This is a genomic window from Streptomyces sp. NPDC098789 (assembly GCF_044759975.1).
Classification (GTDB): domain Bacteria; phylum Actinomycetota; class Actinomycetes; order Streptomycetales; family Streptomycetaceae; genus Streptomyces.
Window position 1 is genome coordinate 16,839 of record NZ_JBIWAJ010000008.1, and the last position, 25,343, is coordinate 42,181.

A 25,343-nucleotide genomic window follows, 5' to 3' on the forward strand; every position below is an offset into this window, starting at 1 on the left:
CCCACCTCTTGAGGAGCAGTAGCTGTGAGCAGCAACAACGGTGACGTCCGGCTCTGGGGCGGCCGGTTCGCCGACGGGCCCGCCGAGGCCCTGGCGAAGCTGTCCGCGTCGGTCCACTTCGACTGGCGCCTCGCGCCCTACGACATCGCCGGTTCGCGCGCCCACGCCCGCGTCCTGCACAAGGCGGGCCTGCTCACGGCCGACGAACTCCAGCGCATGTCGGACGGGCTGGACCGGCTCGCGGCCGACGTCGAGTCCGGCGCCCTCGTGGGCACCATCGCCGACGAGGACGTGCACACCGCGCTGGAGCGCGGCCTGCTGGAGCTGCTCGGCCCCGACCTCGGCGGCAAGCTGCGGGCGGGCCGCTCGCGCAACGACCAGGTCGCCACGCTCTTCCGGATGTACCTGCGCGACCACGCCCGGATCATCGGCTCCCTGATCGCGGACCTCCAGGACGCCCTCGTCGGTCTCGCCGAGACGCACGCCGACGTGGCGATGCCCGGCCGGACCCACCTCCAGCACGCCCAGCCGGTGCTCTTCGCCCACCACGTGCTGGCGCACGTCCAGTCCCTCTCCCGGGACGCGGAGCGGCTGCGGCAGTGGGACACCCGGACCGCGGTCTCCCCGTACGGCTCGGGCGCCCTCGCCGGTTCCTCGCTCGGCCTGGACCCGGAGCAGGTGGCCGCCGACCTCGGCTTCGAGCGGGGTTCGGTCGGCAACTCGATCGACGGGACGGCCTCGCGGGACTTCGTCGCGGAGTTCGCCTTCATCACGGCGATGATCGGGATCAACCTGTCCCGGATCGCCGAGGAGATCATCATCTGGAACACGAAGGAGTTCTCCTTCGTCACCCTGCACGACGCCTTCTCCACCGGCTCCTCGATCATGCCGCAGAAGAAGAACCCGGACATCGCGGAGCTGGCGCGGGGCAAGTCGGGCCGGATGATCGGCAACCTGACCGGTCTCATGGCCACCCTGAAGGCGCTTCCCCTGGCCTACAACCGGGACCTCCAGGAGGACAAGGAGCCGGTCTTCGACTCCTGCGACACCCTTGAGGTCCTGCTGCCCGCCTTCACCGGCATGATGGCGACGCTCACCGTCCACCGGGCGCGGATGGAAGAGCTGGCCCCGGCCGGCTTCTCGCTCGCCACCGACATCGCCGAGTGGCTGGTCCGCCAGGGCGTGCCCTTCCGGGTCGCGCACGAGGTCGCGGGCGAGTGCGTCAAGGAGTGCGAGGGCCTCGGCATCGAGCTGGACGAGCTGAGCGACGAGCAGTTCGCGAAGATCTCCGAGCACCTCACCCCCGAGGTCCGCACGGTCCTCAACGTGCCCGGCGCCCTGGCCTCCCGCAGCGGCCGCGGCGGCACCGCGCCGAGCGCCGTCGCCGTCCAGCTGAACGAACTGAAGGCGGACCTGGTCATCCAGCACGCCTGGGCGAACCACAAGAACTGACCACAAGAACTGACCACAAGAACTGACCGCAAGGACCGACGCGCACCCGTCCCGAGGGGGCGGCCGGGGCACCCGCCCCGGCCGCCCCCTCGGGCGTTCCCGGTCTACGCCGCCCAGGCGGCCAGCCGGTCGAAGTCGTCCTGGGCCAGCCCGATCCGTTCGTCGATCCGCAGCAGCAGGGACCGCGCCGGATGGCGCTGGTCGACGTACTCCCGGTCCGTCGGCGTGATGTCGTCGTCGACCCACGCGAAGGGCCGGTCCCCGGCGTACTCCAGGACGTACTGGGTCTTCCAGAAGGTCCCGCTCGGCGCTCTCCCGTGCATCTGCGGCCAGTCGATGAAGGGCAGCCTCGGCAGCCCGAGGTGCGGGCCTATCCAGTCGTTGGCCTCGTCCTTCCAGGTCGTCGCCCAGACCAGCTCGTACGCGCCCGCCAGCGCCCGCAGCCGCGCGCCGTGCCCCGGGTGCAGCCAGACCCGCAGGGGCTTGGCGCGCTCCGTCAGCGACCAGCCGGTGGGGCGCATGCGGTGGGTGGTGTACCCCTCGGGGCGGCGCTGGGGCTTGGCCGCGTAGGGGTTCAGCGGGCCGTCGACGTCGATCAACAACAGGGGCTTCTTCGTCATCGAGACAGGATTCCTTCCGTGCCCCGCGCGGGGCACTCGAATATTGTGTGAGACATCAACGTCTCATTCGGGTTATGCTTGTCTCATGGCCATGGATCGTGACCAGGTGCTGCGCGCTGCGGCGGCCCTGCTCTCCCGCAAATCGACCGCGACGATGGACGAGGTCGCCCGCGCGGCCGGCATCGGCCGCGCGACCCTGCACCGGCACTTCGCCGGGCGCGACGCCCTCGTACGGGCCCTCGAAGAGCTCGGCATCCGCCAGTTCGAGATCGCCTTCGACGCGGCGCGCCTCGACGAGGGCAGTGCCGTCGACGCCCTCGGCCGCCTCGTCGCCGAGGCCGAGCCGAACGCGCTGCTGCTGGCCTTCCTCGTCACCGAGAACCAGCTCTTCGAGGGCGACCAGGTCAACGAGGGGTGGTCCCGGCTCGACGCCCGGGTCTCCGCGCTCTTCCGGCGCGGACAGCAGGAGGGCGACATCAGGATCGACCTGAGCCCCGCCTGGCTCACCGAGGCCCTGTACGGGCTGATCGGCACCTGCGCCTGGGCCGTCATGGACGGCCGGGTCGCGGCCAAGGACTTTCAGTACATGATCACCGAGTTGCTGCTCGGTGGCGCACGACGGAGTGTGGAGAAATGAGCAGAACCGAAGAGCTGAGCAGACGGCACGGGACGGAGGACGGCAGGAGCCCCGGGCGCTGGATCGCGCTCTCGGTCCTCGTGCTGGCCGTCCTGCTGGTCGCGGTCGACGCCACCGTACTCGGTCTCGCCACCCCCTCCCTGAGCGAAGACCTCAAGCCGTCCGGCACCCAGCTGCTGTGGATCGGCGACGTCTATTCCTTCGTCATCGCCGGTCTGCTCGTCTCCATGGGCTCCCTCGGCGACCGCATCGGCCGCAAGAAACTGCTGCTGGTGGGCGCCACCGCCTTCGGCCTCGTCTCGGTCCTGAACGCCTACGCGACCAGCCCCGAGATGATGATCGTGGCCCGCGCGCTGCTCGGCGTCGCCGGCGCGACGCTGATGCCGTCCACCCTCGCGCTGATCCGCAACATCTTCCACGACCCCAAGGAGCGCAGCCTCGCCATCGGCATCTGGGGCGCCACCGCCTCGGCCGGCGCGGCCGTCGGCCCCGTGGTCGGCGGAGCCCTGCTCCAGCACTTCTGGTGGGGCTCGGTCTTCCTCATCAACCTGCCCGTGATGATCGTCCTGGTCGTCGTCGGCATCAAGCTGCTGCCCGAGTCGAAGAACCCGGCGAAGGGTCCCTGGGACCTGATCAGCGTCGGTCTCTCGCTCGTCGGCATCATCGGCATCGTCTACGCCGTCAAGCAGGTCGCCACGCACGGCCTCTCCTGGGAGGTCTGGGCGGCCGCGGTCCTCGGCGTCGCCATGCTCTACGCCTTCGTCCGCCGCCAGCACACCCTGGTCGCGCCCCTGCTCGACATGAAGCTCTTCAAGCACCGCGGCTTCTCCGGCGCGGTCCTCGCCGACCTGCTGACCGTCTTCGGCCTCTCCGGGCTGGTCTTCTTCCTCTCCCAGTTCCTCCAGCTCGTCCAGGGCCGCGAGCCGCTGGAAGCGGGCCTGGCCGAACTGCCCGCCGCCGTCGGCGCGGTGGTCACCGGTCTGCTCGCGGGCCGCTACGCCCGCAAGTACTCCGTACGCGTCCTCGTGAGCGGCGGCCTCGCCGCGATCGGCCTGGCGCTGGGCGCCCTCACCGTCATCAGCAAGGAGACCGGCTACCCGCTGCTCGGCGCCGCGCTGCTCGTCGTCGGCCTCGGCGCCGGCTTCTCCTTCACCGTCACCGCCGACGTGATCCTCTCCAGCGTGCCCAAGGAGCAGGCCGGTTCCGCCTCCGCGGTCTCCGAGACGGCCTACGAGCTCGGCGCGGCCCTCGGCATCGCCCTGCTCGGCTCCATCGTCACCGGGGTCTACCAGAGCTTCACGGCCCCCTCCACGGTCTCCCCGGCGGTCGCCGACGCCGCGCACGAATCCCTGGGCGGAGCCGTCGAGGCGGCCAAGGGGCTGGACCCGCACACCGCCGAGGTGATGGTGGGCGCGGCCCAGAACGCCTTCGTGGACGGACTGCGGCTCGCCTCCGGCGTCGGCGCGGTCGTCCTGCTCGCCACGGCCGTGGCCGCGTGGTTCCTGCTCAAGGGGCAGGAGCTCCAGGACGGCATCGAGCACTGACCCTCGGGGCCGTCCCCCGCACGCCCCAAAGGGTGGTGTCGCGCGCGGAGTTGACATGGCGATCACGCGCGCGGCACCATCCCCGCGATGGAGCTCACCGATCTGACCCCGGCCGAACGCCGCGTCTGGGACGCCTTCCCGCGCGGCGAACGCGTCGACGTCCGCGCGGCCCCCGACGAGGACGCCGCCGACGGCGCGGCCTGGGGCCCCGAGCGGACCGTACGGGCCGAGGTGCTGGGCGCCCTGCTGCTCGGCGGGACCGCGGCCGAGGGCCAGGTCGCCGGGCTCAACCTCAAGGGCTTCCGCATCACCGGCAAGCTCAACCTGAAGTACGCCGTCGTCGAGCACGCGATCCGGCTGCGCGGCTGCTGGTTCGAACGCAAACCCCTGCTGTACGGGGCCCGGTTGCGCGCGTTCGTACTGAGCGACTCCGCCCTGCCGGGCCTGACCGCCGCCACCGTCACGGTCGACGTGGTCCTGCGGCTGTCCTGCTGCCGGATCACCGGACCGGTCCGCCTCGCCGGTGCCCGGATCGCCGGCGGCCTCTTCCTCACCCGCGCCGTCATCGGCACCCCGCCGGCTCCCGCGGGGGAACCGCCCGCCGCGGTCGACGAGCCCCCCGAGCCCCCGCTCCAGTTCAACCACGCCGACATCGGCACCGACGTCATCGCCACCGGCCTCACCGTCCACGGGCAGACGCGCATCAACGGAGCCACCGTCGGCGGCCAGATCAACCTCGTCGACGCCCGCCTGCTCAACCCCGGCGGCGACGCCCTGTACGCCGAGACCCTGACGGTGGGCACCGACATCCGCGCCCGCGGACTGCGCGCCGAGGGCCGGGTCAACCTCACCGGCTCCCGCATACCGGGCCAGCTCGGCCTCAGCCGCGCCCGGCTCGTCAACCCCGGCGGCACCGCCCTGCGGGCCTCCAGCTGCGCGATCGGCGAGGTGTGGCTGCGCTCCTGCGACACCATCCAGGGCACGGTGAACCTGCGCCGCTCCCAGTTCGACATGCTCCACGTCGAGCCCGGCGGCTGGCCCGACACCGTCCGCCTCGACGGGCTGGCCTACGGGTCGCTGCGCCCGCACCTGCCCGCCGAGCAGCGGCTGCCGGCGCTGGAGCGCGAGGAGGCGGGCTACCTCCCCTTCGCCTACGAGCAGTTGGCCGCCTCCTACCGCACCGCGGGGGACGAGGTGGCCGCCCGCACCGTCCAGCTCGCCAAGCTCCGCCGACACCGGCGCACCCTGCCCCGGCACGCCCGGATGTGGGGGCTGCTCCAGGACGTCACCGTGGGGTACGGCTTCCGGCCGCTGCGCGCGGCGGGCTGGCTCGTGGCCCTGCTGTGCACCGGGGCCCTCGCCTACGGGCTGCGGCCGCCGGCCCCGCTCAAACCGGACGAGGCGCCCGAGTTCAACCCGGTCTTCTACACCCTCGACCTGATGCTGCCCATCATCGGCTTCGGGCAGGAGGAGGCCTTCGGTCCGCGCGGGTGGTACCAGTGGCTGTCGTACCTGTTGATCGTGACGGGGTGGGTGCTGGCGACGACCACCGCGGCCGGCGTCAGCCGGTCACTGAGCCGCCAGTAGCGCCCGGGGCCCCGCGCGGGCTCAGGCCGCCTTGGCCTTGGTCGCGTACATGTCGACGTACTCCTGGCCCGAGAGCCGCATGACCTCGGCCATCACCGAGTCGGTGACCGCGCGCAGCACGTACCGGTCGCGGTCCATGCCCTCGTAGCGGGAGAACTCCATCGGCTCGCCGAAGCGGATGGTGACCCGGCCCGGGCGGGGCATGCCCTTGCCGCCCGGCTGGAGCTTGTCCGTACCGATCATCGCGAACGGGATCACCGGGGCGCCGGTCATCAGGGTGAGCCGGGCGATGCCCGTGCGGCCGCGGTAGAGGCGGCCGTCGGGGGAGCGGGTGCCCTCGGGGTAGATGCCGAAGACCTTGCCCTCTTCGAGGATCCTGCGACCGGTCATCAAGGCCGCGACCCCGCCGTTGGCGCCGTCGCGGTCCACCGGGACCATCCCGGAGCCGGTGAAGAACCAGGCCATCGCCCGACCCTTGAGGCCCTTGCCCGTGACGTACTCGTCCTTGCCGATGAAGTGCACCTGGCGGTCGCACACCAGTGGCAGGATCATCGAATCGATGAAGGTCAGGTGGTTGCCCGCGAGGATGACCGGCCCCGTACCCGGAATGTTCTCGGCGCCCTCGACACGGGTGCGGAACATCATCCGCATGACCGGTCCGACAGTGGCTTTGATGAGCGCAATACGGGACAACGTGGGCCCTCCGGCATCGAATGCGTCTTCAGCACCGTGCGTGCTCAGTGCAGGTGAGGACGATACTCGCGGGTCCGCTCTGATCGCACATCGGGTTCACGAGGTCGATACGCAAAGTTGACGCACGTTTCCGCCATGTTTTCCGCCCGTCCCTCCCCGCATCGCCCGCGCGCCACCGCGCACTGCCTACGATCGGTCCGCCGATCGGGGACGTGCGGCCCGGTGATCCCGGGAGCAAAGGCCCTGGTCGGTGCGTGATCCGGCCGGTCCGATCCGGCCGGTGCGATCAGGTCGCACCGGAGGGCTCCGGGCGGTCCGAAGGGGATGAGGGACGGACATGGCGCAGGGCGGGGCAGGCAGGCGCGCGGTGCTGGGGGCGGCCGTACTGGCGGCGGGCGGCGGGGCGCTCGGGCTCGGCGCGGGCCCGGCGGCGGCCGCCGGCGCGGCGGGTGAGGCGCAGCCGTCCGACGCGCGGGCGTACGGAGGGGGCTACCGGGAGCTGCCCTACCCCACGGTCATCGGACACCGGGGGGCCAGCGGCTACCGGCCCGAACACACCCTCGGCTCCTACCAGCTGGCCCTCGACCTGGGCGCGGACGTCATCGAGCAGGACCTGGTCCCCACCCGCGACGGCCACCTCGTCTGCCGGCACGAGAACGAGATCGGCGGCACCACCGACGTCGCCGACCACCCCGCGTTCGCCTCCCGGCGCACCACGAAGTCGGTCGACGGCGTCTCCGTCACGGGCTGGTTCACGGAGGACTTCACCCTGGCCGAGCTGAAGACCCTGCGCGCGAAGGAGCGCATCCCCGCCGTCCGCCAGCGCAACACGCTGTACGACGGCCGCTGGGAGGTGCCCACCTTCGAAGAGGTGCTGCGCTGGGCCGACCGCGAGGGCAAGCGGCGCGGCAAGCGGGTCTGGCTGCACGTGGAGACCAAGCACCCCAGCTACTTCCGCGCGCTGGGCCTCGCGCTGGAGGAGCCGCTCGCGAAACTGCTCCGCCGCTACGGCCGCGACCGGCGCGATTCGGCCGTTTTCCTCCAGTCCTTCGAACCCTCCAGCATCCAGCGGCTCGCCAAGCTGGTCTCGGCGCCCCGCGTGGTGCTGCTCGGCGCCGCGAACACCCGCCCCTGGGACTTCGAGCTGGCCAAGGACCCGCGCACCGTCGCCGACCTGGTCAAGCCCGAGGGCCTGAAGTGGATCGCCGGCTACGCGCAGGCCATCGGCCCGACCCTGGACCTGATCGTGCCGCGCGACGCCGCCGGCAAGCTCGGCACGCCGACCACCCTGGTGCGCGACGCCCACGCGCGCGGGCTGATCCTGCACCCCTACACCGCGCGCAACGAGAACGCCTTCCTGCCCGCCGACTTCCGCAAGGGCACCGACCCGAACGCCTACGGCGACTCCTTCGGCGCCTTCCGCGCCTACTTCGCCCTCGGGATCGACGGGATCTTCTCGGACAACGCCGACACCGCGCTGCTCGCCGCCGAGGACTTCCGGCCGGGGCGCCGCCCGCGCTGACCCGGGCGCCGCCCGCCGAGAAGCGTCAACGGCTGAGCGGAAGGACTCGTACGGGTGTGCCGCGTCCGGTGGGGAAACCACCGGGCGCGGTCTTCGCGTCCCGCCCGGCATGGACCTGCTCAAGGAACTCGGACCCCTGCTCTCGGCGGAGGCCGCCGCCGAAGCACCGCTCGCCGGGATGGACCCCGCCGATCTGGAACAGGCCGTGTGGGTGCGGCTGCTGGAGCGGGACCGGCAGGGGCCGGCTCCGGCCGAACCCGCCCGCTGGCTGCGCCGGGCGGTGCGCGCCGAGGCCCGCGTCGCCCGCCGCCGCGCCCAGCGCGAAGTCCCCTACGCCGGTCCGGCCGGCTGCGCCGACGAGGCGTCCGAACACGGGCCCGAGGGCGAGGTGCTGCACCGGGAGCAGGACCGCGCCGTCCGCTCGGCGGTCGCCCGGCTGCCCGGACGCTGCCCGGAGCTCATGACTGCTTTTCTTTCGCCCAGAGACCTCACCTACCGTGAAATCGCAGGAGAGTTGGGTATCTCACAAGGAAGTTTGGGGCCGGTACGTTCCCGTTGCCTGGGATGTCTGCGCAGAATGCTGGCTGCAGAGGTTGAGGCTCCTGGCCTGCGGGGAAGGGAGCGGTAGACCAACGGGCCACCAGGTGAGCGGGAGGCATGCGCACATGGGCATGAGCGTGATCATTTCGGCAGCGACGGCCGACGACGCGGAGCAGATCTTCAAGCTGCAGTACCTGTGCTTCCAGCGCGAGGCCGAGCTGTATGGCAACTACTCCATCCAGCCCCTCACCCAGTCCCTCGATTCCCTCAAGGGCGAGCTGGCCAAGGACATCGTGCTGGTCGCCCGACTCGGCGACGAGGTGGTCGGCGCGGTGCGCGGCAGCACCGAGGAGGACGGCGCCGGCAAGATCGGCAAGCTGTGCGTCCACCCCCGGCTCCAGGGCCACGGGCTCGGCGCCCGCCTGCTGCGCGGCGTGGAGGAGGCGCTGGCCGACGGCTCCAAGACCTCCCGCTTCCGCCTGTTCACCGGCCGCAAGAGCGAGTCCAACCTGCGGATGTACCGCAAGGCTGGCTACGTCGCCGTCGGCGGCCGGACCGCTTCGGACGGCATCGAGCTGGTCATGCTGGAGAAGGAAGCCACGGACTACGCCGTCAGCGCCTGATCCGTCCGCTTCGCGCGCAGCCAGAGCATCCCGGTGATCGGCAGGATCACCGGGATGAACAGGTAGCCCATCCCGAACTGCGACCACACCGTCGAGTCGGGGAAGGAATCGGGCCGCACCAGGGTCCAGGTCCCGACCGTGAGCACGCCGGTCAGTTCGGCGGCGCAGCACAGGCGGGCCGCCTTGCGGGCCGTCTCCCCGCCGCGCACCAGCGAGTAGGTGATGAAGGCGTAGACGAGGGCGGCCACCCCGCTCAGCGCGTACGCCAGCGGGGCCCGGTCGAACTCGGTGGAGATCTGGTAGGCCGAGCGCGAGACCGCGCCGACGGTGATCACCCCGTACAGCCAGACGAGCAGCACTCCCGGCCCGGAGACGAGCTTGGTGCGCCCCGCCTCCGCGGGCCCCGTGCCGTCCGTCGACGGCTGTGCGCCCTCGGTCGTGTCAGCGTCCGTGTCAGGCACCGGTGCCACCCCAGATGTCGTAGAGCCGTACTTCGAGCACCGCGAGGACGACCGCGCCCGCGGCCACCGTCACCGAACCCCATTTGCTGCGCTCGGTGAGCGAGAGGAACCCGGCGGCCGGAACCGCGGCGAAGGAGCCGACGAGGTACGCCACGAAGAGCACCGATCCGTCGTGCGGCTCCGCGCCCTGAGCGAGCTTGACCAGGCCGACCACCAGTTGGGCCAGGACCAGCAGGGTGACCAGGGCCATCCCGGCGAAGTGCCAGTCCTTGGTCGGCTGGTCCCGCCAGGCGGCGAATCCGCACCAGGCGGCGAGGGCGAGTGCGGCCACGCCGATGGCGACCGTCAGGGCGTCGAGCATGCAGCGAGGGTATTACGGGTCCAAAGACCCGATGCGCGCACCCCTGCGCCGGGGCTTTCCTGGAAGGCATGACGCTGCATGCCGACGCCCTGCTCTTCGACAACGACGGAACCCTCCTCTCCTCGATGGAATCGGTCTACCGCTGCTGGGCCCGCTGGGCCGGGGAGTACGGGATCACCGAGGCCGATTTCGCCGCCGTGGAACTGCACGGCCGCCCGGCCGCCGAGATCATCGCCGACCTGCTGCCCGAGGAGGTCCGGGCCGCGGCCCTGGCCCGGATCGAGCGGCTGGAGGTGGAGGATGTCGCGGGCGGCGTCGTGGCGCTGCCCGGCACCAAGGAGCTGCTGTCCGCCCTGCCCGCCGGCCGCTGGGCCGTGGTGACCTCGGCCACCCGCCCGCTCGCCGAGGCGCGGCTGCGCGAGGTGGGCATCGACTTCCCCGAGCTGGTGGCCGCCGACGACATCACCCGCGGCAAGCCCGACCCCGAACCCTTCCTGCTCGCCGCCGCCCGCCTCGGCGTGGATCCGGCCCGCTGCGTGGTCTTCGAGGACGCCCCGGCGGGTCTGGCCGCCGGGCGCGCGGCCGGGATGCGGACCGTGGCCTTGACCACAACCCACCGGGCCGACGAGCTGGTCGCCGACGTGGTGGTCAGGGACCTGTCGGCCGTGTCGGTGCAGGTCACCGCCGACGGCCTGGTGATTGACACGAACGGCTGACCGCACCGCCCCACCGTGTCGCGATGTCCGGATGGCGGTCGAAATCCGTCCGCTATCCGGACAACGTTGATCGGTGAAGGGATACGTCTGGTTTACTGGGTCCATGACCACGACGAGCAGCCGCACCCTTGCGACCGAGGCGACGATGACGCCCGGTGCTCGTTGTATGTGTCGAATGCGCGCCTTCTGAGGGCCCCCCTTCCTGAGCCTCGCGCCCCGAAGCGAGATCGGCCGAGTCCGTCCGGACCGTGCCGGCTGTAGAGCCCCCCGCGCTGTAGAGCCATCGACATCACCCGGACCGCTCCTGCCAACCGCCCGGCGTCGAACCGCCGATTCATCCTGGTTCGTCCCGCATCGCGTCCCCAGATGATTGCCCCGTGCCCGGTCTGCCATGCCGTGCACTCGACAGCGACGGAATTCCTGTGATCACCACATCGGGCCTCACGAAGGTCTACCAGTCCCGTGGCCGCGAGGTCACCGCCCTGGACGGCGTCGACCTCCACGTCCGCGAGGGCGAGGTCTACGGAGTCATCGGCCAGAGCGGCGCCGGCAAGTCCTCCCTGATCCGCTGCGTGAACCTGCTGGAGCGCCCCACCACCGGCACCGTGAGCGTCGACGGCGTCGACCTCACCGCGCTGGCCGGCCGCGGCCGCCGCGCCGGCAAGGAGCTCCGCGAGGCCCGCAGCCGCATCGGCATGGTCTTCCAGCACTTCAACCTGCTGTCCTCGCGCACCGTGCAGGGCAACATCGAGCTGCCCCTGGAGATCCTCGGGGTCTCCGGCCGCGAGCGCTCCCGCAAGGCGCTGGAACTCCTCGACCTCGTCGGCCTCGCCGACAAGGCCAAGGCCTACCCCGGCCAGCTCTCCGGCGGCCAGAAGCAGCGCGTCGGCATAGCCCGCGCCCTGGCCGGCGACCCCAAGGTGCTGCTCTCCGACGAGGCCACCAGCGCCCTCGACCCCGAGACCACCCGCTCGATCCTCCAGCTGCTGCGCGACCTCAACCAGCAGCTCGGCCTGACCGTCCTGCTCATCACGCACGAGATGGACGTGGTCAAGGCGGTCTGCGACTCCGCGGCCCTGATGAAGCGCGGCCGGATCATCGAGTCCGGCACCGTCTCCGAGCTGCTGGCCACCCCCGGCTCCGAACTCGCCGACGAACTCTTCCCGGTCAGCGGCGCCGCCACCGGCATCGACCGCACCGTGGTCGACGTCACCTTCCACGGCGAGGCCGCCGCCCAGCCGGTCATCTCCCAGCTGGCGCGCACCTACAACATCGACATATCGATCCTCGGCGCCGCCATGGACACCGTCGGGGGCCGCCAGGTCGGCCGGATGCGCATCGAACTCCCCGGCCGCTACGAGGAGAACGTCGTCCCCGTCGGCTTCCTGCGCGAGCGCGGCCTCCAGGTCGACGTGGTCGACCCCGACACCGACACCGACAACGACGCGGACGGCGCCACCGCAGCCCCCGCACTCGCCGGTACCGTCCCGGCCCAGCTGGTCAAGGATGGCGCCAAGTGACCTGGTCCGAGATGCAGCCCCTGCTCACCCAGGGCACGTACGACACCCTCTACATGGTCCTGTGGTCCACCCTGGTGACCGTCCTCGGCGGGCTGCCCATCGGCATCCTGCTCGTCCTCACCGACACGGGCGGCCTGCTGCAGAACCGGGTGGTCAACAAGGTCCTCGGGGCGATCGTGAACGTCGGCCGCTCGATGCCGTTCATCATCCTGCTGATCTTCCTGATCCCGGTGACCACCGCCGTCGTCGGCACCTTCATCGGCCCCACCGCGATGATCGTCCCGCTCGCCATCGGCGCCATCCCCTTCTTCGCCCGGCTCGTCGAGACCGCCGTCCGAGGCGTGGACCACGGGCTGGTCGAGGCCGTCGAGTCGATGGGCGGGGGCGTCCCCACCCTCGTCGGCAAGGTGCTCCTGCCGCAGGCCCTGCCCTCGCTGATCGCCGCCGTCACCACCACCGTGATCACCCTCGTCGGCTACTCCGCCATGGCGGGCGCGGTCGGCGGCGAAGGTCTCGGCTCCAAGGCCATCACCTACGGCTTCCAGCGCTTCGAGACCGGCTTCATGGTCGCCACGGTGGTCGTACTGATCGTCCTCGTCACGGTGATCCAGCTGCTCGGCGACGGCGTGGTCCGCCTGCTCGCCCGCCGCGGCCGGACAGCCTGACGGGGCACGGCGCCCACACAGACTTCCCTCCCTCACACAGCCCGCACTCGTCGTGCTCGGGCGTTGTCCGCACCACCCAGGAAAGAGGCACTCTTCGTGCGCAGCTCCATCAAGTCCACCGCTCTCGCCGCCACCACCGCGGCCCTCGCCCTCGGCCTCACCGCCTGCGGCACCTCCTCGGACCCGTCCTCCACCAAGGCGGACGGCGGCAAGACCGACGAGAGCAAGCCCCTCGTCATCGCGGCCTCCCCGAGCCCGCACGCCGACATCCTGAACTTCGTCAAGGACAAGCTGGCGGCCAAGGACGGCCTCAAGATCGAGGTCAAGGAGTTCACCGACTACGTCCTGCCCAACACGGCCACCGAGCAGGGCCAGGTCGACGCGAACTTCTTCCAGCACAAGCCGTACCTGGACGACTTCAACAAGAAGAACAACACCCACATCGTCCCGGTGGTCAACGTCCACCTGGAGCCGCTGGGCCTCTACTCCAAGAAGGTCAAGTCCCTCGCGGACATCAAGGCCGGCCAGACCGTCGCCGTCCCGAACGACCCGACCAACGAGGGCCGCGCGCTCCAGCTGCTCGCCGCCAACAAGCTCATCACCCTCAAGGACGGCGTAGGCACCGCCGCGAAGCTGGCCGACATCACCGACAAGAAGGGCCTGGAGTTCAAGGAGCTGGAGGCCGCCACGGTCCCGCGCGCCCTGAACGACGTGGACGCCGCCATCATCAACGGCAACTACGCCATCGAGGCGAAGCTCGTCCCCGCCAAGGACGCCCTGGTCCTGGAGAAGGCCGAGGGCAACCCCTACGCCAACCTCCTCGCGGTGAAGGACGGCAAGCAGAGCGACCCCCGGATCCAGAAGCTCGCCAAGCTCCTGAACTCCGACGAGGTCAAGAAGTTCATCGAGGAGAAGTACCAGGGCTCGGTCATCCCGGCCTTCGGCACCCCGGCCTCCTGACCCACCGGTAACGCAGCCCCGGCCCCGCACGCCCTCCCCGGGCGGGCGGGGCCGCGCCGCTGCGCGCGCACGGCCGCCGCCTGCCCGCATCCGGGCAGCCCGGCCCTGCACACCACCGGACCGATACTGCATGCTGTGGCTCTACGGCCACGGTCTCAGGCATGGAGCTGCGCATGACAACCACCTTCCCGGACGTCTCCATCAGCACGGACCGGCTGGTGCTGCGCCCCTTCGAGGAAGAGGACGTCAGCGCGCTCACCGAGATGATGAACGACGAACTCATCACCGCCTGGACCGAGGCCCCGCACCCCTACAGCGGAGCCGACGCCCGCCGTTGGGCCACGGGCGGAGCCCACCGCGAGCGCACCGACGGCCGCGGCATCGTCTTCGCCGTGACCGAGTTCCTCACCCACCGCCTGGTCGGCACCGTCCACGTCCGCCACACCGACTGGCGCTGTCTCAGCGCCGAGGTGGGCTACGCCACCGCCCCCTGGGCCCGCGGCGAGGGCTACGCCTGCGAATCCGTGCTCGCCGTCGCCCAATGGCTCTTCCGCGACCACGGCTTCGAGCGCCTCGAACTGCGCACGGCCGCCGACAACACCGCCTCCCAGCAGGTCGCCCAGAAGATCGGCTGCATCAGCGAGGGCGTCCTGCGCAACGCCTGGATAGTGCGCACCCAGACGCCCGACGGCAGATGGGCCGACACCCGCACCGACCTGCTGGTCTGGGGCCTGGTCCCGGAGGACCTCGACGATCTCGACGTCCTCGACGGCTACGGCGAGTTCCACGCCGTGCCCGAACCGCCCACCGACCGGCGCACCGACCAGCACCCGCCGGCCGACGCCGACGCCCACGGCCGCCAGACCCCGCACCAGCCGCCGCACCAACCCCAGTCCCCGCACCAGCCGCACGCCGGACGCCACCCCCACCCGCACGACCGCACCGCCCGGTCCGACCGGCCCTGACCCGGCCGTCCGCCGACGCCGGACGCCCCGATCAGCAGGTAGTCTCACGGTGCCCGCCCTCGCGGCAGGGCCGCCCCGCACCACCACCCACACCAGGGAGACCGACGACGATGGCCGACCGGGTCACGGTGATCGGCTGGGACGGCTCGCCCCTGACCGCGGCCGCCCGATCAGCGCTCTCCGCAGCCACGCTGGTGGCCGGAGCCGGCCACCACCTCGCGCTCCCCGAGATTCCGCCCGCCGCCGAACGCATCCGGCTCGGCAGCCTCGGCCTCGCCGCCCGTCGCATCGCGGGCCACCGCGGCACCGCCGTCGTCCTCGCCGACGGCGACCCCGGCTTCTTCGGCGTCGTACGGGCCCTGCGCGCCCCCGAACACGGCCTGGAGGTGGAAGTGGTCCCGGCCGTCTCCTCCGTGGCCGCGGCCTTCGCCCGCGCCGGCATGCCCTGGGACGACGCCCAGGTCGTCGTGGCCCAACGCCGCACCCTGCGCCGCGCGGTCAACGTCTGCCGGGCGCACACCAAGGTCGCCGTCCTCACCTCGCCCGGCGCCGGTCCCGCCGAACTCGCCCTGCTGCTCGAAGGGGTCCACCGGACCTTCGTCATCTGCGAGGAACTGGGCACCGACAAGGAACGGGTCACCGTACTGACCTCCGACCGGGCCGCCGACCACAGTTGGCGCGACCCCAACGTCGTGATCGTCGTCGGCGGCGGCGGGCCCGTCTCCGCCGACCCCGGCTGGCTCATGGGCCAGCCCACCGCCGTCGCCGTGGCCGCCGCGGGCGCCCGCGGCTGGGCCCGCCCCGACCCGCACCACCCCGAGCACGGCCCCGGGGTGCCCGGCGGGGAGGGGGAGTCGGCGCTGCTGCGCGCCGCCCAACTGGCCCGGCTCGGCCCGCGCACCGGCGACCTCCTCTGGGACATCGGCGCCGGAACCGGCGCGCTCGCCGTGGACGCGGCCGCCTTCGGCGCGGCCGTCATCGCGGTCGACGCCGACCCCCGCGCCTGCGAGCGGATCGAAGTCGCCGCCCGCCACCGCGGCGTGCTCCTCCAGGCCGTCGCGGGCCGCGCACCCCACGTACTGGAGAACCTCCCCGAGCCCGACGTCATCCGGATCGGCGGCGGGGGAGTCCCGGTCGTCCAGGCCTGCGCCGACCGCCGTCCGGAACGGATCGTCACCCACGCCTCCACCCGCGACGAAGCGGAGGCGATCGGCCGCGCCCTGACCGAAGGCGGGTACGCGGTGGAATGCGCGCTGCTCCAGTCCGTGGGCATGGACACCCGGACCTGGCGCGAGCAGGAGCGCTCCGTCGTCTTCCTCATCGCGGCCGAACGCCCGTCGAGCCGCTAGAACGCCCCGTGCCACCCGTGCCCTGACCCGGGCGGACCTGCGAATTGGCCCGGGGTAGGCTGGCCGATCGTCGTACTGCCCCGTCACTCCGGGCACATCGGCACCAATGGACCACCCGACGTGGCGCAGTCCACAGCAGACCGTGGCAGTTATGGCCGCCGTGGTGGCGAACGGGCGCGACAATGCTTAGTGGTTGTCGGCGGTGGCGCGCCCGAGGGGCTCGTGCCGCACGGCAGCCACGCTCGTTGGTCATACGGGCGCCGGGCGATCGAAGCAGCAACACCGATGGGCGAGGGGTAAGCATGACTGACACCGGCCAGGTTCCGGGCGAGGGCGTCCCGGACAACGCGGGCATGGTGGATCAGCACGGCATCCCCGCGCCGGTCCCGGCACCGCTCCGGACACCGCTCCAGGCGACGGGCGGGTACGCGTTCCAGGACCTGGTGGACAACCCGGCCGAGGACGACGAGCTCCTGCTGATGCCCAGCGGCCAGGGGGCGTGGAGCGACCCGCAGGTGGTGCCCCCGGCCCCCGTCTTCCCCGTCGAGGGCGGCTTCTACGAGCCCGCGCCCGCCTTCGTCGACCCCGGCTTCGCGGAGCCCGGCTACACCGACACCGGTTCCTACACGCACGGCGCGCACGAGGCGGGCGGCCGTGACACCGGCGCCCTCGACCTCGGCGGCCTGCTGCCGCCGCCGGCCGCGCCCGTGACCCCCGTCCGGCGCCCGCTGCACATGGGCCCGCCGGTCCCCGACGCCTCGGGCGGCGTCGTACGCTCCCTCGCCGACCGCGGCCCGGCCGCGCCGGTGCCGCCGGTGGCCCCCGTCGCGCCCGCGCCCGCCCCCGCCCCCGTGCCCGTCGCCGTGAGCGCCCCGGTCGAGCCCGTGGCGCCGGCGCAGGCCGAGGCGCCGCTCGCGGTGGTCGCCCCGGCGCCGGTCGCACAGGTCCCCGTGGACGTTCCGGTGCAGGCTCCGGCGGAGGTGGAGGTCCCCGAGGCCGCCGCCGCTGCTCCGGCGCCGGCCGAGGTACAGGTCGAGGCACAGGCGGAGGCGCCGATCGAGGCGCCGGTGGAGGTGGCGGTCGACGCCGCCGAACCCACGCCGCAGGCTCCGGTCGAGGAGGCGCCGGTGGTCGTGGCGCAGGCCGTGGCCGAGGCCCCGGCGCCCGCCCCCGCGGAGGTGCCCGCCGAGGTACCGGCGGCCGCGCCCGCCGCCCTCCCGGCCGAGGCTCCCGTCGAGGTCGAGGTCGAGGTCGAGGTCGTGGCCGTGGCCGTGGCCGACACGCAGGTGCAGGCGCCGGCGCCGGTCTTCCAGACCGCTCCGGCGACCAGCGGCGGCCTGGAGTACCTGGACGTCCCGGCCGTGGAGACCGGTGCGCTGCCCGGCCCGCAGCTCGGTGAGATCCCGCTCCAGGCGGGCGCCCCCTGGTCGGCGGAGCCCGTCGTGGCGGCGGCTCCCGAGCCGGTGGCCGCTCCGGCCCCGGTCGTCGAGCCGGTCGCCCCGGCCGCTCCCGTCGCCCCGGAGCCCGTCGCCGCGCCCGTCGCGGAGGCCCCCGTGGTCCTCGCGGAGCCGGTCCCGGTCGTGGTTCCCGCGGAGCAGGCGGCGCCGCCCGTCGCCCCCGAGGTCGTGGTCGTGGCTGCGGCCACCCCCGAGCCCGAGCCGGTCCCGGCCCCCGTGGCCGAAGCCGTTGCCGAGGTGCTCCCCGAGGCTGCGCCGGCGCCGATCGTCGAGGTCCCGGTCGCGCCCGAGCCCGTGACCGAGCCGGTGGCCGTGGCCGTGGCCGAGTCCGCGGTGGAACCGGCCGAGCCCGCCGACGCCCCGGAGGCCGTCGAAGCCGTCGAGGCCATCGAGGTCACGGAGGTCGTCGAGCCCGCCGAGCGCGGCGCCGCCGCACCCGGCTACGCCGACGCCGAGCGCGAAGCGATCCTGCGCGTCATGCGCGAGCGCCGCGACATCCGCAACGGCTTCCGCACCGACCCGATCCCGCACGAGGTGCTGCTCCGCGTCCTGGAGGCCGCCCACACGGCGCCCAGCGTCGGGCACTCCCAGCCGTGGGACTTCGTCGTCATCCGCTCCGCCGAGACCCGCCGGACGATGCACGAACTGGCCCAGCGCCAGCGCGAGGCGTACGCCAAGTCGCTGCCCAAGGGCCGGGCGAAGCAGTTCAAGGAACTGAAGATCGAGTCGATCCTCGACACCCCGGTGAACATCGTCGTCACCGCCGACCCCACCCGCGGCGGCCGCCACACCCTCGGGCGGCACACCCAGCCGCAGATGGCCCCGTACTCCTCCGCGCTCGCCGTCGAGAACCTCTGGCTCGCCGCCCGCGCCGAAGGCCTCGGCGTCGGCTGGGTCAGCTTCTTCGACGAGCGCGAGATGGTCCGCGCCCTCGGCCTGCCCGAGCACCTGGAGGTCGTGGCCTACCTGTGCGTCGGGTACGTCGACGAGTTCCCCGAGGAGCCCGAGCTGATGCAGGCCGGGTGGTCCAAGCGGCGCCCGCTGTCCTGGGTGGTCCACGAGGAGACGTACGGTCGCCGCGCGCTGCCCGGCGAGGAGCCGCACGACCTGCTCTCCGAGACGGTCGCGAGCATCCGCCCGCTCGACGCGAAGGCGCTCGGCGAGGCCTGGGAGCGGCAGAAGCGCATGACCAAGCCCGCCGGGGCCCTGGGCATGCTCGAAATCATCTCCGCCCAGCTCAGCGGCCTCTCGCGGGTCTGCCCCCCGCCGATCCCGGAGCCCGCCGCGGTCGCGATCTTCGCCGGTGATCACGGTGTGCACGCCCAGGGCGTCACCCCCTGGCCGCAGGAGGTCACCACGCAGATGGTCGCCAACTTCCTGGGCGGCGGGGCGGTCTGCAACGCCTTCGCCAACCAGGTGGGCGCCGAGGTCTGCGTGATCGACGTGGGCGTCGCGGGAGATCTCCCCGCCACCCCCGGACTGCTGCCGCGCAAGGTCCGCCCCGGCACCGCCGACCTGTCGGTCGGGCCCGCGATGAGCCGCGAGGAGGCCGTGGCCGCCATCGAGGTGGGCATCGAGACCGCCCGCGACCTCGTCGCGGCGGGCAACAAGGCGCTGCTCACCGGTGAGATGGGCATCGCGAACACCACCGTGTCCGCCGCCCTCATCTCGGTCTTCACCGGCGTCGATCCGGCGGAGGTCACCGGGCGCGGCACCGGCATCAACGACGAGACGCACACCCGCAAGGTCGAGGTCGTCCGCCGGGCGCTCGAACTGCACCAGCCGGACCCGTCCGACCCGGTGGGCGTGCTCGCCGCGATCGGCGGGCTGGAACACGCGGCGATCGTCGGGCTACTGCTCGGCGGGGCCTCCCTGCGGACGCCGGTCATCCTGGACGGGGTGAGCGCGGGTGCGGCGGCCCTGGTGGCGCGGGCGATCGCGCCGGAGTCCCTGTCCGCGTGCATCGCGGGTCACCGCAGTGCGGAGCCGGGTCACGTGGCCGCCCTGAACACCCTCGGGCTGCGCCCGCTCGTCGACCTGGACCTCCGCCTCGGCGAGGGCACGGGGGCGCTCCTGGCCCTCCCCCTGGTCCAGAGCGCCGCCCGAGCCATGCACGAGGTAGCCACCTTCGACTCAGCCGGCGTCACCGAAAAATAACCCCGACCGGGCGTGCCCCCACCCCAACCTCACCATCTGCGCCGTGCCCCGACCTCAGCCTCACCGGCTGCGCCGTGCCCCGACCTCAGCCTCACCGGCTGGGGCGGGCCTCGGTCTCAGCCTCACCGGCTGCGCCGGGCCCCGACCTCAGCCTCACCGGCTGGGGCGGGTCTCGATCTCAGCCTCACCGGCTGCGCCGGGCCCCGACCTCAGCCCCGCCGGCCGGGGCGGGTTCTGATCTCAGCCTCGCTGGTCCGACCCGGGTCCCGATCTCAGCCTTGCTGGCCGGGGCGGGCTCCGATCTCAGCCCGGTTGGCTGGGGCGGCTCCGATCTCAGCCTTCCGGGCTGGGCCGGGCCCGATTTCAGCCTCGCCGGCGTTTGAGGCGCCCCCGGAGGGACAGCGACCGCGTCCCACCTCGGCCCCATAGCCGTCCGCGTCCCAGCCCCGGCTGGCCAGCCGGTGTCCAAGCCGGGTGCGGGTCCGTCTGCCCTCCGGGGGCGCCTCAAACGCCGGCGAGGCTGAATCGGGGCCCGCCCTGGCCAGCGAGGCTGAATCGGGGCCCGCCCTGGCCAGGAAGGCTGAGATCGGGGCCCGCCCGGCCAGCAAGGCTGAATCGGGGCCCGGTCGGACCGGCGAGGCTGAATCGGGTCGGACCGGCGAGGCTGAATCGGGGCCCGCCCCGGCCAGCAAGGCTGGAAAGCTGGGTCGGCCCCCTGGAGCCGAGCCGGGTCCAGGGGGGGCGGAGCCTCGGACTCCCCCCGGCCACCGCCGGGAGGGGCACCGGGCGAGGCCGCGGCACCCCCACTCACCCGCAGCCGGATCGGGGCCCGGGAGGGCGAGCCCCCGGACAACGGCCCCCGGCCCCCCGGCCCCCGGACCGGCACCCGCCCGCCCCGGCCCGTAACGTTGACCACGCGATTCGCGCCACCGCCGCCGCGAGATCCGCCCGCACCGGAACCCCCCGTACGAGGAGCCCCGCATGGCCGCACACCCCGCCTACCCCGTAGGCCTCCGTCTGGCGGGCCGCCGCGTCGTCGTCATCGGCGGCGGCCAGGTCGCGCAGCGCCGGCTCCCCGCGCTCGTCGCGGCCGGCGCCGACGTGCTGCTGATCTCCCCCTCGGCCACCCCCTCCGTGGACGTCATGGCCGAGACCGGCGAGATCCGTTGGGAGCGCCGCCGCTACCAGGACGGCGACCTCGCCAACACCTGGTACGCGCTGATCGCCACCCGCGACAGGGCGGCCAACGACGCCGCCTCCGCCGAGGCCGAGCGCGAGCGGGTCTGGTGCGTGCGCGCCGACGACGCCGAAGCGGCCACCGCCTGGACCCCGGCCACCGGCCGCAGCGAGGGCGTCACCGTCGCCGTACTGACCGGCAACGACCCGCGCCGCTCCGCCGCCGTGCGCGACGCGATCATCGAGGGGCTGCGCGACGGCAGCCTCGCCGCTCCGGCGCAGGGCCGCGAGAAGCGCAACCCCGGCGTGGCCCTGGTCGGAGGCGGCCCCGGCGACCCGGACCTCATCACCGTCCGCGGCCGCCGGCTGCTCGCCGAGGCCGACGTGGTCATCGCCGACCGGCTCGGCCCGCGCGGCCTGCTCGACGAACTGGCCCCGCACGTCGAGGTCATCGACGCCGCGAAGATCCCGTACGGCCGCTTCATGGCCCAGGAGGCCATCAACAACGCGCTGATCGAGCACGCGAAGGCCGGCAAGTCGGTGGTCCGGCTCAAGGGCGGGGACCCGTACGTCTTCGGCCGCGGCATGGAGGAGCTCCAGGCGCTGGCCGAGGCGGGCATCCCCTGCACCGTCGTCCCCGGCATCTCCAGCTCGATCTCGGTGCCCGGCGCGGCCGGCATCCCGGTGACGCACCGCGGGGTGGCCCACGAGTTCACGGTCGTCAGCGGCCACGTCGGACCGGACGACCCCCGTTCGCTCGTCGACTGGGCCTCGCTCGCCAAGCTGACCGGCACCCTGGTGATCCTCATGGGCGTCGACAAGATCGGCCTGATCGCCGAGGCGCTGGTCCGCCACGGCCGCTCTGCGGACACCCCGGTCGCCGTGGTCCAGGAGGGCACGACCGCCGCCCAGCGCCGGGTGGACGCCACCCTCGCCACGGTCGGCGAGACGGTCCGGACCCAGGAGGTCCGCCCGCCCGCGGTGATCGTCATCGGCGACGTCGTGAACGTGGGCCCGGCCGCCTGACCACGGCGCCCCCCGCGCCCCCGGGCGCTGTGTCCCTCCACGTCGTCTCCGCACGCCCCCTACGACCAAGCCGTTGGCACCACACCCAGGACAAGGCAGTATCACCCTGTGGCTGATCTCATCACCGTCGAAGACCCCGACGACCCGCGCCTGAGCGACTACACGGGCCTGACCGACGTCGAACTGCGCCGACGTCGCGAGCCCGCCGAAGGACTCTTCATCGCGGAAGGCGAGAAGGTCATCCGGCGGGCCAAGGACGCCGGGTTCGAGATGCGCTCCATGTTGCTCTCCGCGAAGTGGGTCGACGTCATGCGCGACGTCATCGACGAACTTCCGGCGCCGGTCTACGCCGTCAGCCCCGAGCTGGCCGAGCGGGTCACCGGCTACCACGTGCACCGCGGCGCGCTCGCCTCCATGCAGCGCAAGCCGCTGCCGACCGCCGAGGAGCTGCTGGGCGGCGGGCCCGGCGGCCGCCGGATCGCGATCTTCGAGGGCTTCGTCGACCACGCGAACCTCGGCGCGGCCTTCCGCAGCGCCGCGGCCCTCGGCATCAGCGCGATCCTGCTGTCCCCGGACTGCGCGGACCCGCTGTACCGGCGGGCCATCAAGGTCTCGATGGGGTCCGTCTTCTCCGTCCCGTACGGCCGGCTGACGGACTGGCCCGCCGACCTCGAACAGGTCCGCGAAGCCGGGTACCGGATCCTCGCCATGACGCCGAGCGAGAAGGCCACCCCGCTGGACCAGGTCCCGGCGGAGCGCTTCGAGCAGTCCGCGATCATGCTCGGTTCGGAGGGCCACGGCCTCTCCACCTACGCCCTGCGCGCCGCGGACGAGTGGGTGCGCATCCCCATGTCCGAGGGGATCGACTCGCTGAACGTGGCGGCGGCCTCCGCCGTCGCCTTCTACGCGACCCGACCCCGGGGCTGACCCGAACGGTCCCCGCGCCGGGCCCACCGGGCCGGCGCGGGGGGCCCGCTCAAAGCCTCTGGGCGACCGCGATCCCCACCGCCACGATCAACGTGACCAGCACGAACACGATCAGCCGCTGCCGCATCAACCGCGGGTCCGGCCGGGAGGGCCGGCGGCCCGTGCCCGTCGTGCGCGGACCCTGGCGGCCACCGGCCGTCCGCCCGGCCGTGCGTCCCGCCGTGCGCCCGTCCGTCCGTCCGGCCGTGGGCCGGGAGCTCGGGCCGCCGGGCTCGCGGGGGCCCGAGGGGCGCGGGTGCGCCCCCTCGTGGGCGCCGTGCGAGCCGCTCGCGGACGGACCGCCCGGACCTCCCTGACCGCCCTGGGGCCGCAGCGCCGGGGTGCCCGCCGTGCGCCGCTCCGTGTGCTGTTCGGCGTACTCGTCCGCGAGCCGGCCCGTGGGCCGCTCGGCGCCCCGGGCGCGCTGGGCCGGCGGCCGCCCGTCCGTGATCCCCTGGGCCTCCCGCGCCGCGATCTCCTTGAGCCGCATCGACAGCTGGAGGGTGCTGGGCCGGTCCTCCGGGTCCTTGGCCAGGCACGCCTGTACGAGCGGTGCGAGGGCATCCGGTACGCCGAGCAGGTGCGCCTCCTCGTGCACCACGCGGTAGAGCATCACCTCGGAACTGCCGTGCCCGAAGGGCGAGTCGGCGGTCGCCGCGTAGGCGAGGGTGGCGCCCAGGGCGAAGACGTCGGTGGCGGGCGTGACGGCGGCGCCGCGCACCTGCTCCGGGGCGAGGAAGCCGGGGGAGCCGACGGCCGTGCCCACGTGCGTGAGCGTGCTGGCGCCGGTCGCCCAGGCGATCCCGAAGTCGATGATCCGGGGGCCCTTGGGCGACAGCAGGATGTTCGACGGCTTGAGGTCGCGGTGGACCACTCCCGCCTCGTGGACGGCGACCAGACCCTCGGAGAGCGCGGCGCCGATCGCGGCGATCTGGGCGGCGGTGAGCGGGCCCTCTTCGGCCACCTTGTCGTGCAGGGAGGGCCCGGGGACGTACTGCGTGGCGAACCACGGCCGCTCGGCCTCCAGGTCCGCGGCCACCAACCGGGCCGTGCAGCCGCCGCGGATCCGCCGCGCGGCGGACACCTCGCGGGCGAAGCGCGAGCGGAACTCCTGGTCCTCGGCGAGGTCCGGCCGGATCACCTTGAGCGCGACGCGCTGACCGCGCCGGTCCGAGCCGAGGTAGACCACGCCCATGCCGCCCGCACCGAGCCGCCGGTGCAGCCTGAACGAACCGACGACACGCGGGTCCTCCCGCCGGAGCCGCATCATCGCCATGTCCACCCCGCTGACCGGTCGTCCTGTTGACGTGGCACAGCTTACGGACCATCCGGCATGTCCGCTCAGAGGCCGCGCCCTCGCCGGGAGATTCGATCGTCAGTGCTGGGAAGGCCACTTGAGGGAGAATCAGGGGTACGAGCGGTAGGGGGCCGGGGTAACGGCCGTTCCCCCAAACGGCCCCCGGTCCAAGGGGATTGGCGCGCCCCCGGCCCGGACGCACCCGGAACCACCGGGTCTCGCGGGCCCGGCGTACGCGCGGCGCGCGACGGCGTGCGGGCGGCGGTGGGCGTGAGGGAAGTCACCACGGGTGACGGCTCCCGCACGGACCCCGACCACGCTCCTGGGGGATGCCCCCTACAACGGGGGAGCGGTCTCCACCCAGGGGAGTACGAGGAGATCGCCGCCGTCATCCTCCTGGAGGCCCGGCATGGATACGAGGGCATGAGGCCAGGGGCGCCCGCCCCGCCTAGTGTTGAAGACAAGCGGCGGGTGGCGCACTCGTCCCCCGAGGTCACTGGCCCGCCGCTGTCAACTACAGGGAGAGGGCCATGGCGGACGTCGCACGGCAGGGACGCAGGGCATTCGCGTTCAACGGCCACGAGTCCGGCACGCGGCATCCACTGGTCGCCGCGGCGATGGTGCTCCCCCTGGCCGCCGTCCTGGTCTTCCTCTTCGGGGGATGGGACCAGGTGGTGGCGCAAGCGTCGTCCGTGGGCGCGATGCTGGGGCGCTGAGCGGCGCTCCAGGCCCGGGAGAGCGGCCCGGGCCGGACATCGGCCTTCAGCCCCGTGGGGACGGGGGTGCGGCGGACGGCAGGAGAAGGGTGCTGCCGGTGCGACGTCTGACGTCGTACCGGCAGCACCCTCTTCCGGTTTCCGGCCCGGGCACCCAACCCGTCGCGCACCGCGTCGCGCCACCCATCACGCAACGCGAAAGCCCCGACCGAATGAACGGCCGGGGCTTTCCTGTGGTGCGCGATACTGGGATTGAACCAGTGACCTCTTCCGTGTCAGGGAAGCGCTCTCCCGCTGAGCTAATCGCGCGGGCACCACGGCAGTGAAGCCGCA

21 protein-coding genes, 1 tRNA gene and 1 pseudogene are annotated in these 25,343 nt (G+C 73.1%); 17 read left to right on the top strand and 6 right to left on the bottom strand.

Annotation, left to right across the window (positions count from 1 at the left end):
* The first annotated feature begins 24 nt into the window (after positions 1-24).
* Positions 25-1,452 carry an argininosuccinate lyase gene (argH, locus tag ACIQWR_RS18065; RefSeq protein ID WP_404010199.1) on the top strand — a complete coding sequence of 476 codons (1,428 nt, stop codon included), beginning with the start codon at positions 25-27 and terminating at the stop codon, positions 1,450-1,452.
* 104 nt (positions 1,453-1,556) lie between these two features.
* On the opposite strand, the gene ACIQWR_RS18070 is transcribed toward argH, so the two are convergent.
* Positions 1,557-2,072, bottom strand: coding sequence for an HAD domain-containing protein (locus ACIQWR_RS18070; protein ID WP_404010202.1), 516 nt, complete (start codon positions 2,070-2,072; stop codon positions 1,557-1,559).
* Between the two features lie 85 nt (positions 2,073-2,157).
* Between ACIQWR_RS18070 and ACIQWR_RS18075 the strand changes: the two genes are divergently transcribed.
* From ACIQWR_RS18075 to ACIQWR_RS18085, 3 genes are all read left to right on the top strand, one after another.
* Positions 2,158-2,709 (top strand): TetR/AcrR family transcriptional regulator, encoded by a 552-nt coding sequence (locus tag ACIQWR_RS18075; protein WP_404010205.1) that lies wholly within the window; start codon positions 2,158-2,160, stop codon positions 2,707-2,709.
* Complete coding sequence (locus ACIQWR_RS18080; RefSeq protein WP_404010207.1) at positions 2,706-4,253, top strand: MFS transporter; 1,548 nt, start codon at positions 2,706-2,708, stop codon at positions 4,251-4,253. The genes ACIQWR_RS18075 and ACIQWR_RS18080 overlap by 4 nt, the downstream gene beginning before the upstream one ends.
* Positions 4,254-4,340: 87 nt before the next feature.
* Positions 4,341-5,840 carry a membrane-associated oxidoreductase gene (locus ACIQWR_RS18085; protein WP_404010210.1) on the top strand — a complete coding sequence of 500 codons (1,500 nt, stop codon included), beginning with the start codon at positions 4,341-4,343 and terminating at the stop codon, positions 5,838-5,840.
* 21 nt (positions 5,841-5,861) lie between these two features.
* On the opposite strand, the gene ACIQWR_RS18090 is transcribed toward ACIQWR_RS18085, so the two are convergent.
* Positions 5,862-6,491, bottom strand: coding sequence for a lysophospholipid acyltransferase family protein (locus ACIQWR_RS18090; RefSeq protein ID WP_404010213.1), 630 nt, complete (start codon positions 6,489-6,491; stop codon positions 5,862-5,864).
* A 379-nt stretch (positions 6,492-6,870) separates the two neighbouring features.
* On the opposite strand from ACIQWR_RS18090, the gene ACIQWR_RS18095 reads away from it, so the two are divergent.
* From ACIQWR_RS18095 to ACIQWR_RS18105, 3 genes are all read left to right on the top strand, one after another.
* Complete coding sequence (locus ACIQWR_RS18095) at positions 6,871-8,055, top strand: glycerophosphodiester phosphodiesterase (RefSeq protein ID WP_404010216.1); 1,185 nt, start codon at positions 6,871-6,873, stop codon at positions 8,053-8,055.
* Between the two features lie 109 nt (positions 8,056-8,164).
* Positions 8,165-8,683: a sigma-70 family RNA polymerase sigma factor gene (locus tag ACIQWR_RS18100; protein WP_404010219.1), complete on the top strand. Its 519-nt coding sequence runs from the start codon at positions 8,165-8,167 to the stop codon at positions 8,681-8,683.
* A 37-nt stretch (positions 8,684-8,720) separates the two neighbouring features.
* Positions 8,721-9,218 (top strand): GNAT family N-acetyltransferase, encoded by a 498-nt coding sequence (locus ACIQWR_RS18105; RefSeq protein ID WP_399262135.1) that lies wholly within the window; start codon positions 8,721-8,723, stop codon positions 9,216-9,218.
* Here ACIQWR_RS18105 and ACIQWR_RS18110 read toward each other — a convergent pair.
* Both ACIQWR_RS18110 and ACIQWR_RS18115 read right to left on the bottom strand, forming a co-directional pair.
* Positions 9,200-9,679 carry a hypothetical protein gene (locus ACIQWR_RS18110; RefSeq protein ID WP_404010222.1) on the bottom strand — a complete coding sequence of 160 codons (480 nt, stop codon included), beginning with the start codon at positions 9,677-9,679 and terminating at the stop codon, positions 9,200-9,202. The two genes, ACIQWR_RS18105 and ACIQWR_RS18110, sit on opposite strands and share 19 nt — an antisense overlap.
* Positions 9,672-10,040, bottom strand: coding sequence for a hypothetical protein (locus tag ACIQWR_RS18115; protein ID WP_404010224.1), 369 nt, complete (start codon positions 10,038-10,040; stop codon positions 9,672-9,674). The genes ACIQWR_RS18110 and ACIQWR_RS18115 overlap by 8 nt, the downstream gene beginning before the upstream one ends.
* A gap of 68 nt (positions 10,041-10,108) precedes the next feature.
* Here ACIQWR_RS18115 and ACIQWR_RS18120 point away from each other — a divergent pair, with 68 nt between their 5' ends.
* The 9 genes and pseudogenes from ACIQWR_RS18120 to ACIQWR_RS18160 all read left to right on the top strand — a co-directional run bounded on the left by ACIQWR_RS18120 (position 10,109) and on the right by ACIQWR_RS18160 (position 22,958).
* Positions 10,109-10,756, top strand: a complete 648-nt coding sequence (locus ACIQWR_RS18120; protein WP_399262141.1) for an HAD-IA family hydrolase — start codon at positions 10,109-10,111, stop codon at positions 10,754-10,756.
* 422 nt (positions 10,757-11,178) lie between these two features.
* A complete protein-coding gene (locus tag ACIQWR_RS18125; protein ID WP_404010227.1) occupies positions 11,179-12,276 on the top strand; it encodes a methionine ABC transporter ATP-binding protein in 1,098 nt (365 codons plus the stop codon).
* A complete protein-coding gene (locus ACIQWR_RS18130) occupies positions 12,273-12,941 on the top strand; it encodes a methionine ABC transporter permease (RefSeq protein ID WP_399262145.1) in 669 nt (222 codons plus the stop codon). Before ACIQWR_RS18125 ends, ACIQWR_RS18130 begins: the two co-directional genes overlap by 4 nt.
* Positions 12,942-13,037: 96 nt before the next feature.
* Positions 13,038-13,901 (top strand): MetQ/NlpA family ABC transporter substrate-binding protein, encoded by an 864-nt coding sequence (locus tag ACIQWR_RS18135; protein WP_404010230.1) that lies wholly within the window; start codon positions 13,038-13,040, stop codon positions 13,899-13,901.
* Positions 13,902-14,074: 173 nt separating this feature from the next.
* Positions 14,075-14,653: pseudogene (locus ACIQWR_RS18140) on the top strand (GNAT family N-acetyltransferase); the annotation flags it as partial.
* Positions 14,654-14,976: 323 nt separating this feature from the next.
* The gene (gene cbiE, locus ACIQWR_RS18145) at positions 14,977-16,215 is read left to right on the top strand and encodes a precorrin-6y C5,15-methyltransferase (decarboxylating) subunit CbiE (protein WP_404010233.1); all 1,239 of its coding nucleotides are present in this window, start codon (positions 14,977-14,979) and stop codon (positions 16,213-16,215) included.
* Between the two features lie 302 nt (positions 16,216-16,517).
* Complete coding sequence (gene cobT / locus ACIQWR_RS18150) at positions 16,518-19,829, top strand: nicotinate-nucleotide--dimethylbenzimidazole phosphoribosyltransferase (RefSeq protein ID WP_404010236.1); 3,312 nt, start codon at positions 16,518-16,520, stop codon at positions 19,827-19,829.
* A 981-nt stretch (positions 19,830-20,810) separates the two neighbouring features.
* A complete protein-coding gene (cobA, locus tag ACIQWR_RS18155; protein WP_404010239.1) occupies positions 20,811-22,031 on the top strand; it encodes a uroporphyrinogen-III C-methyltransferase in 1,221 nt (406 codons plus the stop codon).
* Positions 22,032-22,139: 108 nt separating this feature from the next.
* On the top strand, positions 22,140-22,958 hold the full coding sequence (locus ACIQWR_RS18160) for an RNA methyltransferase (protein ID WP_354382589.1): 819 nt from the start codon (positions 22,140-22,142) through the stop codon (positions 22,956-22,958).
* Between the two features lie 49 nt (positions 22,959-23,007).
* Here the strand turns inward: ACIQWR_RS18160 and ACIQWR_RS18165 are convergent, their stop codons facing one another.
* Complete coding sequence (locus ACIQWR_RS18165; protein WP_404010243.1) at positions 23,008-24,273, bottom strand: serine/threonine-protein kinase; 1,266 nt, start codon at positions 24,271-24,273, stop codon at positions 23,008-23,010.
* A 551-nt stretch (positions 24,274-24,824) separates the two neighbouring features.
* Between ACIQWR_RS18165 and ACIQWR_RS18170 the strand changes: the two genes are divergently transcribed.
* Positions 24,825-25,010 (top strand): hypothetical protein, encoded by a 186-nt coding sequence (locus ACIQWR_RS18170; RefSeq protein WP_399262160.1) that lies wholly within the window; start codon positions 24,825-24,827, stop codon positions 25,008-25,010.
* 234 nt (positions 25,011-25,244) lie between these two features.
* Here the strand turns inward: ACIQWR_RS18170 and ACIQWR_RS18175 are convergent.
* Positions 25,245-25,319, bottom strand: a tRNA-Val gene (locus tag ACIQWR_RS18175).
* Positions 25,320-25,343: the final 24 nt, after the last annotated feature.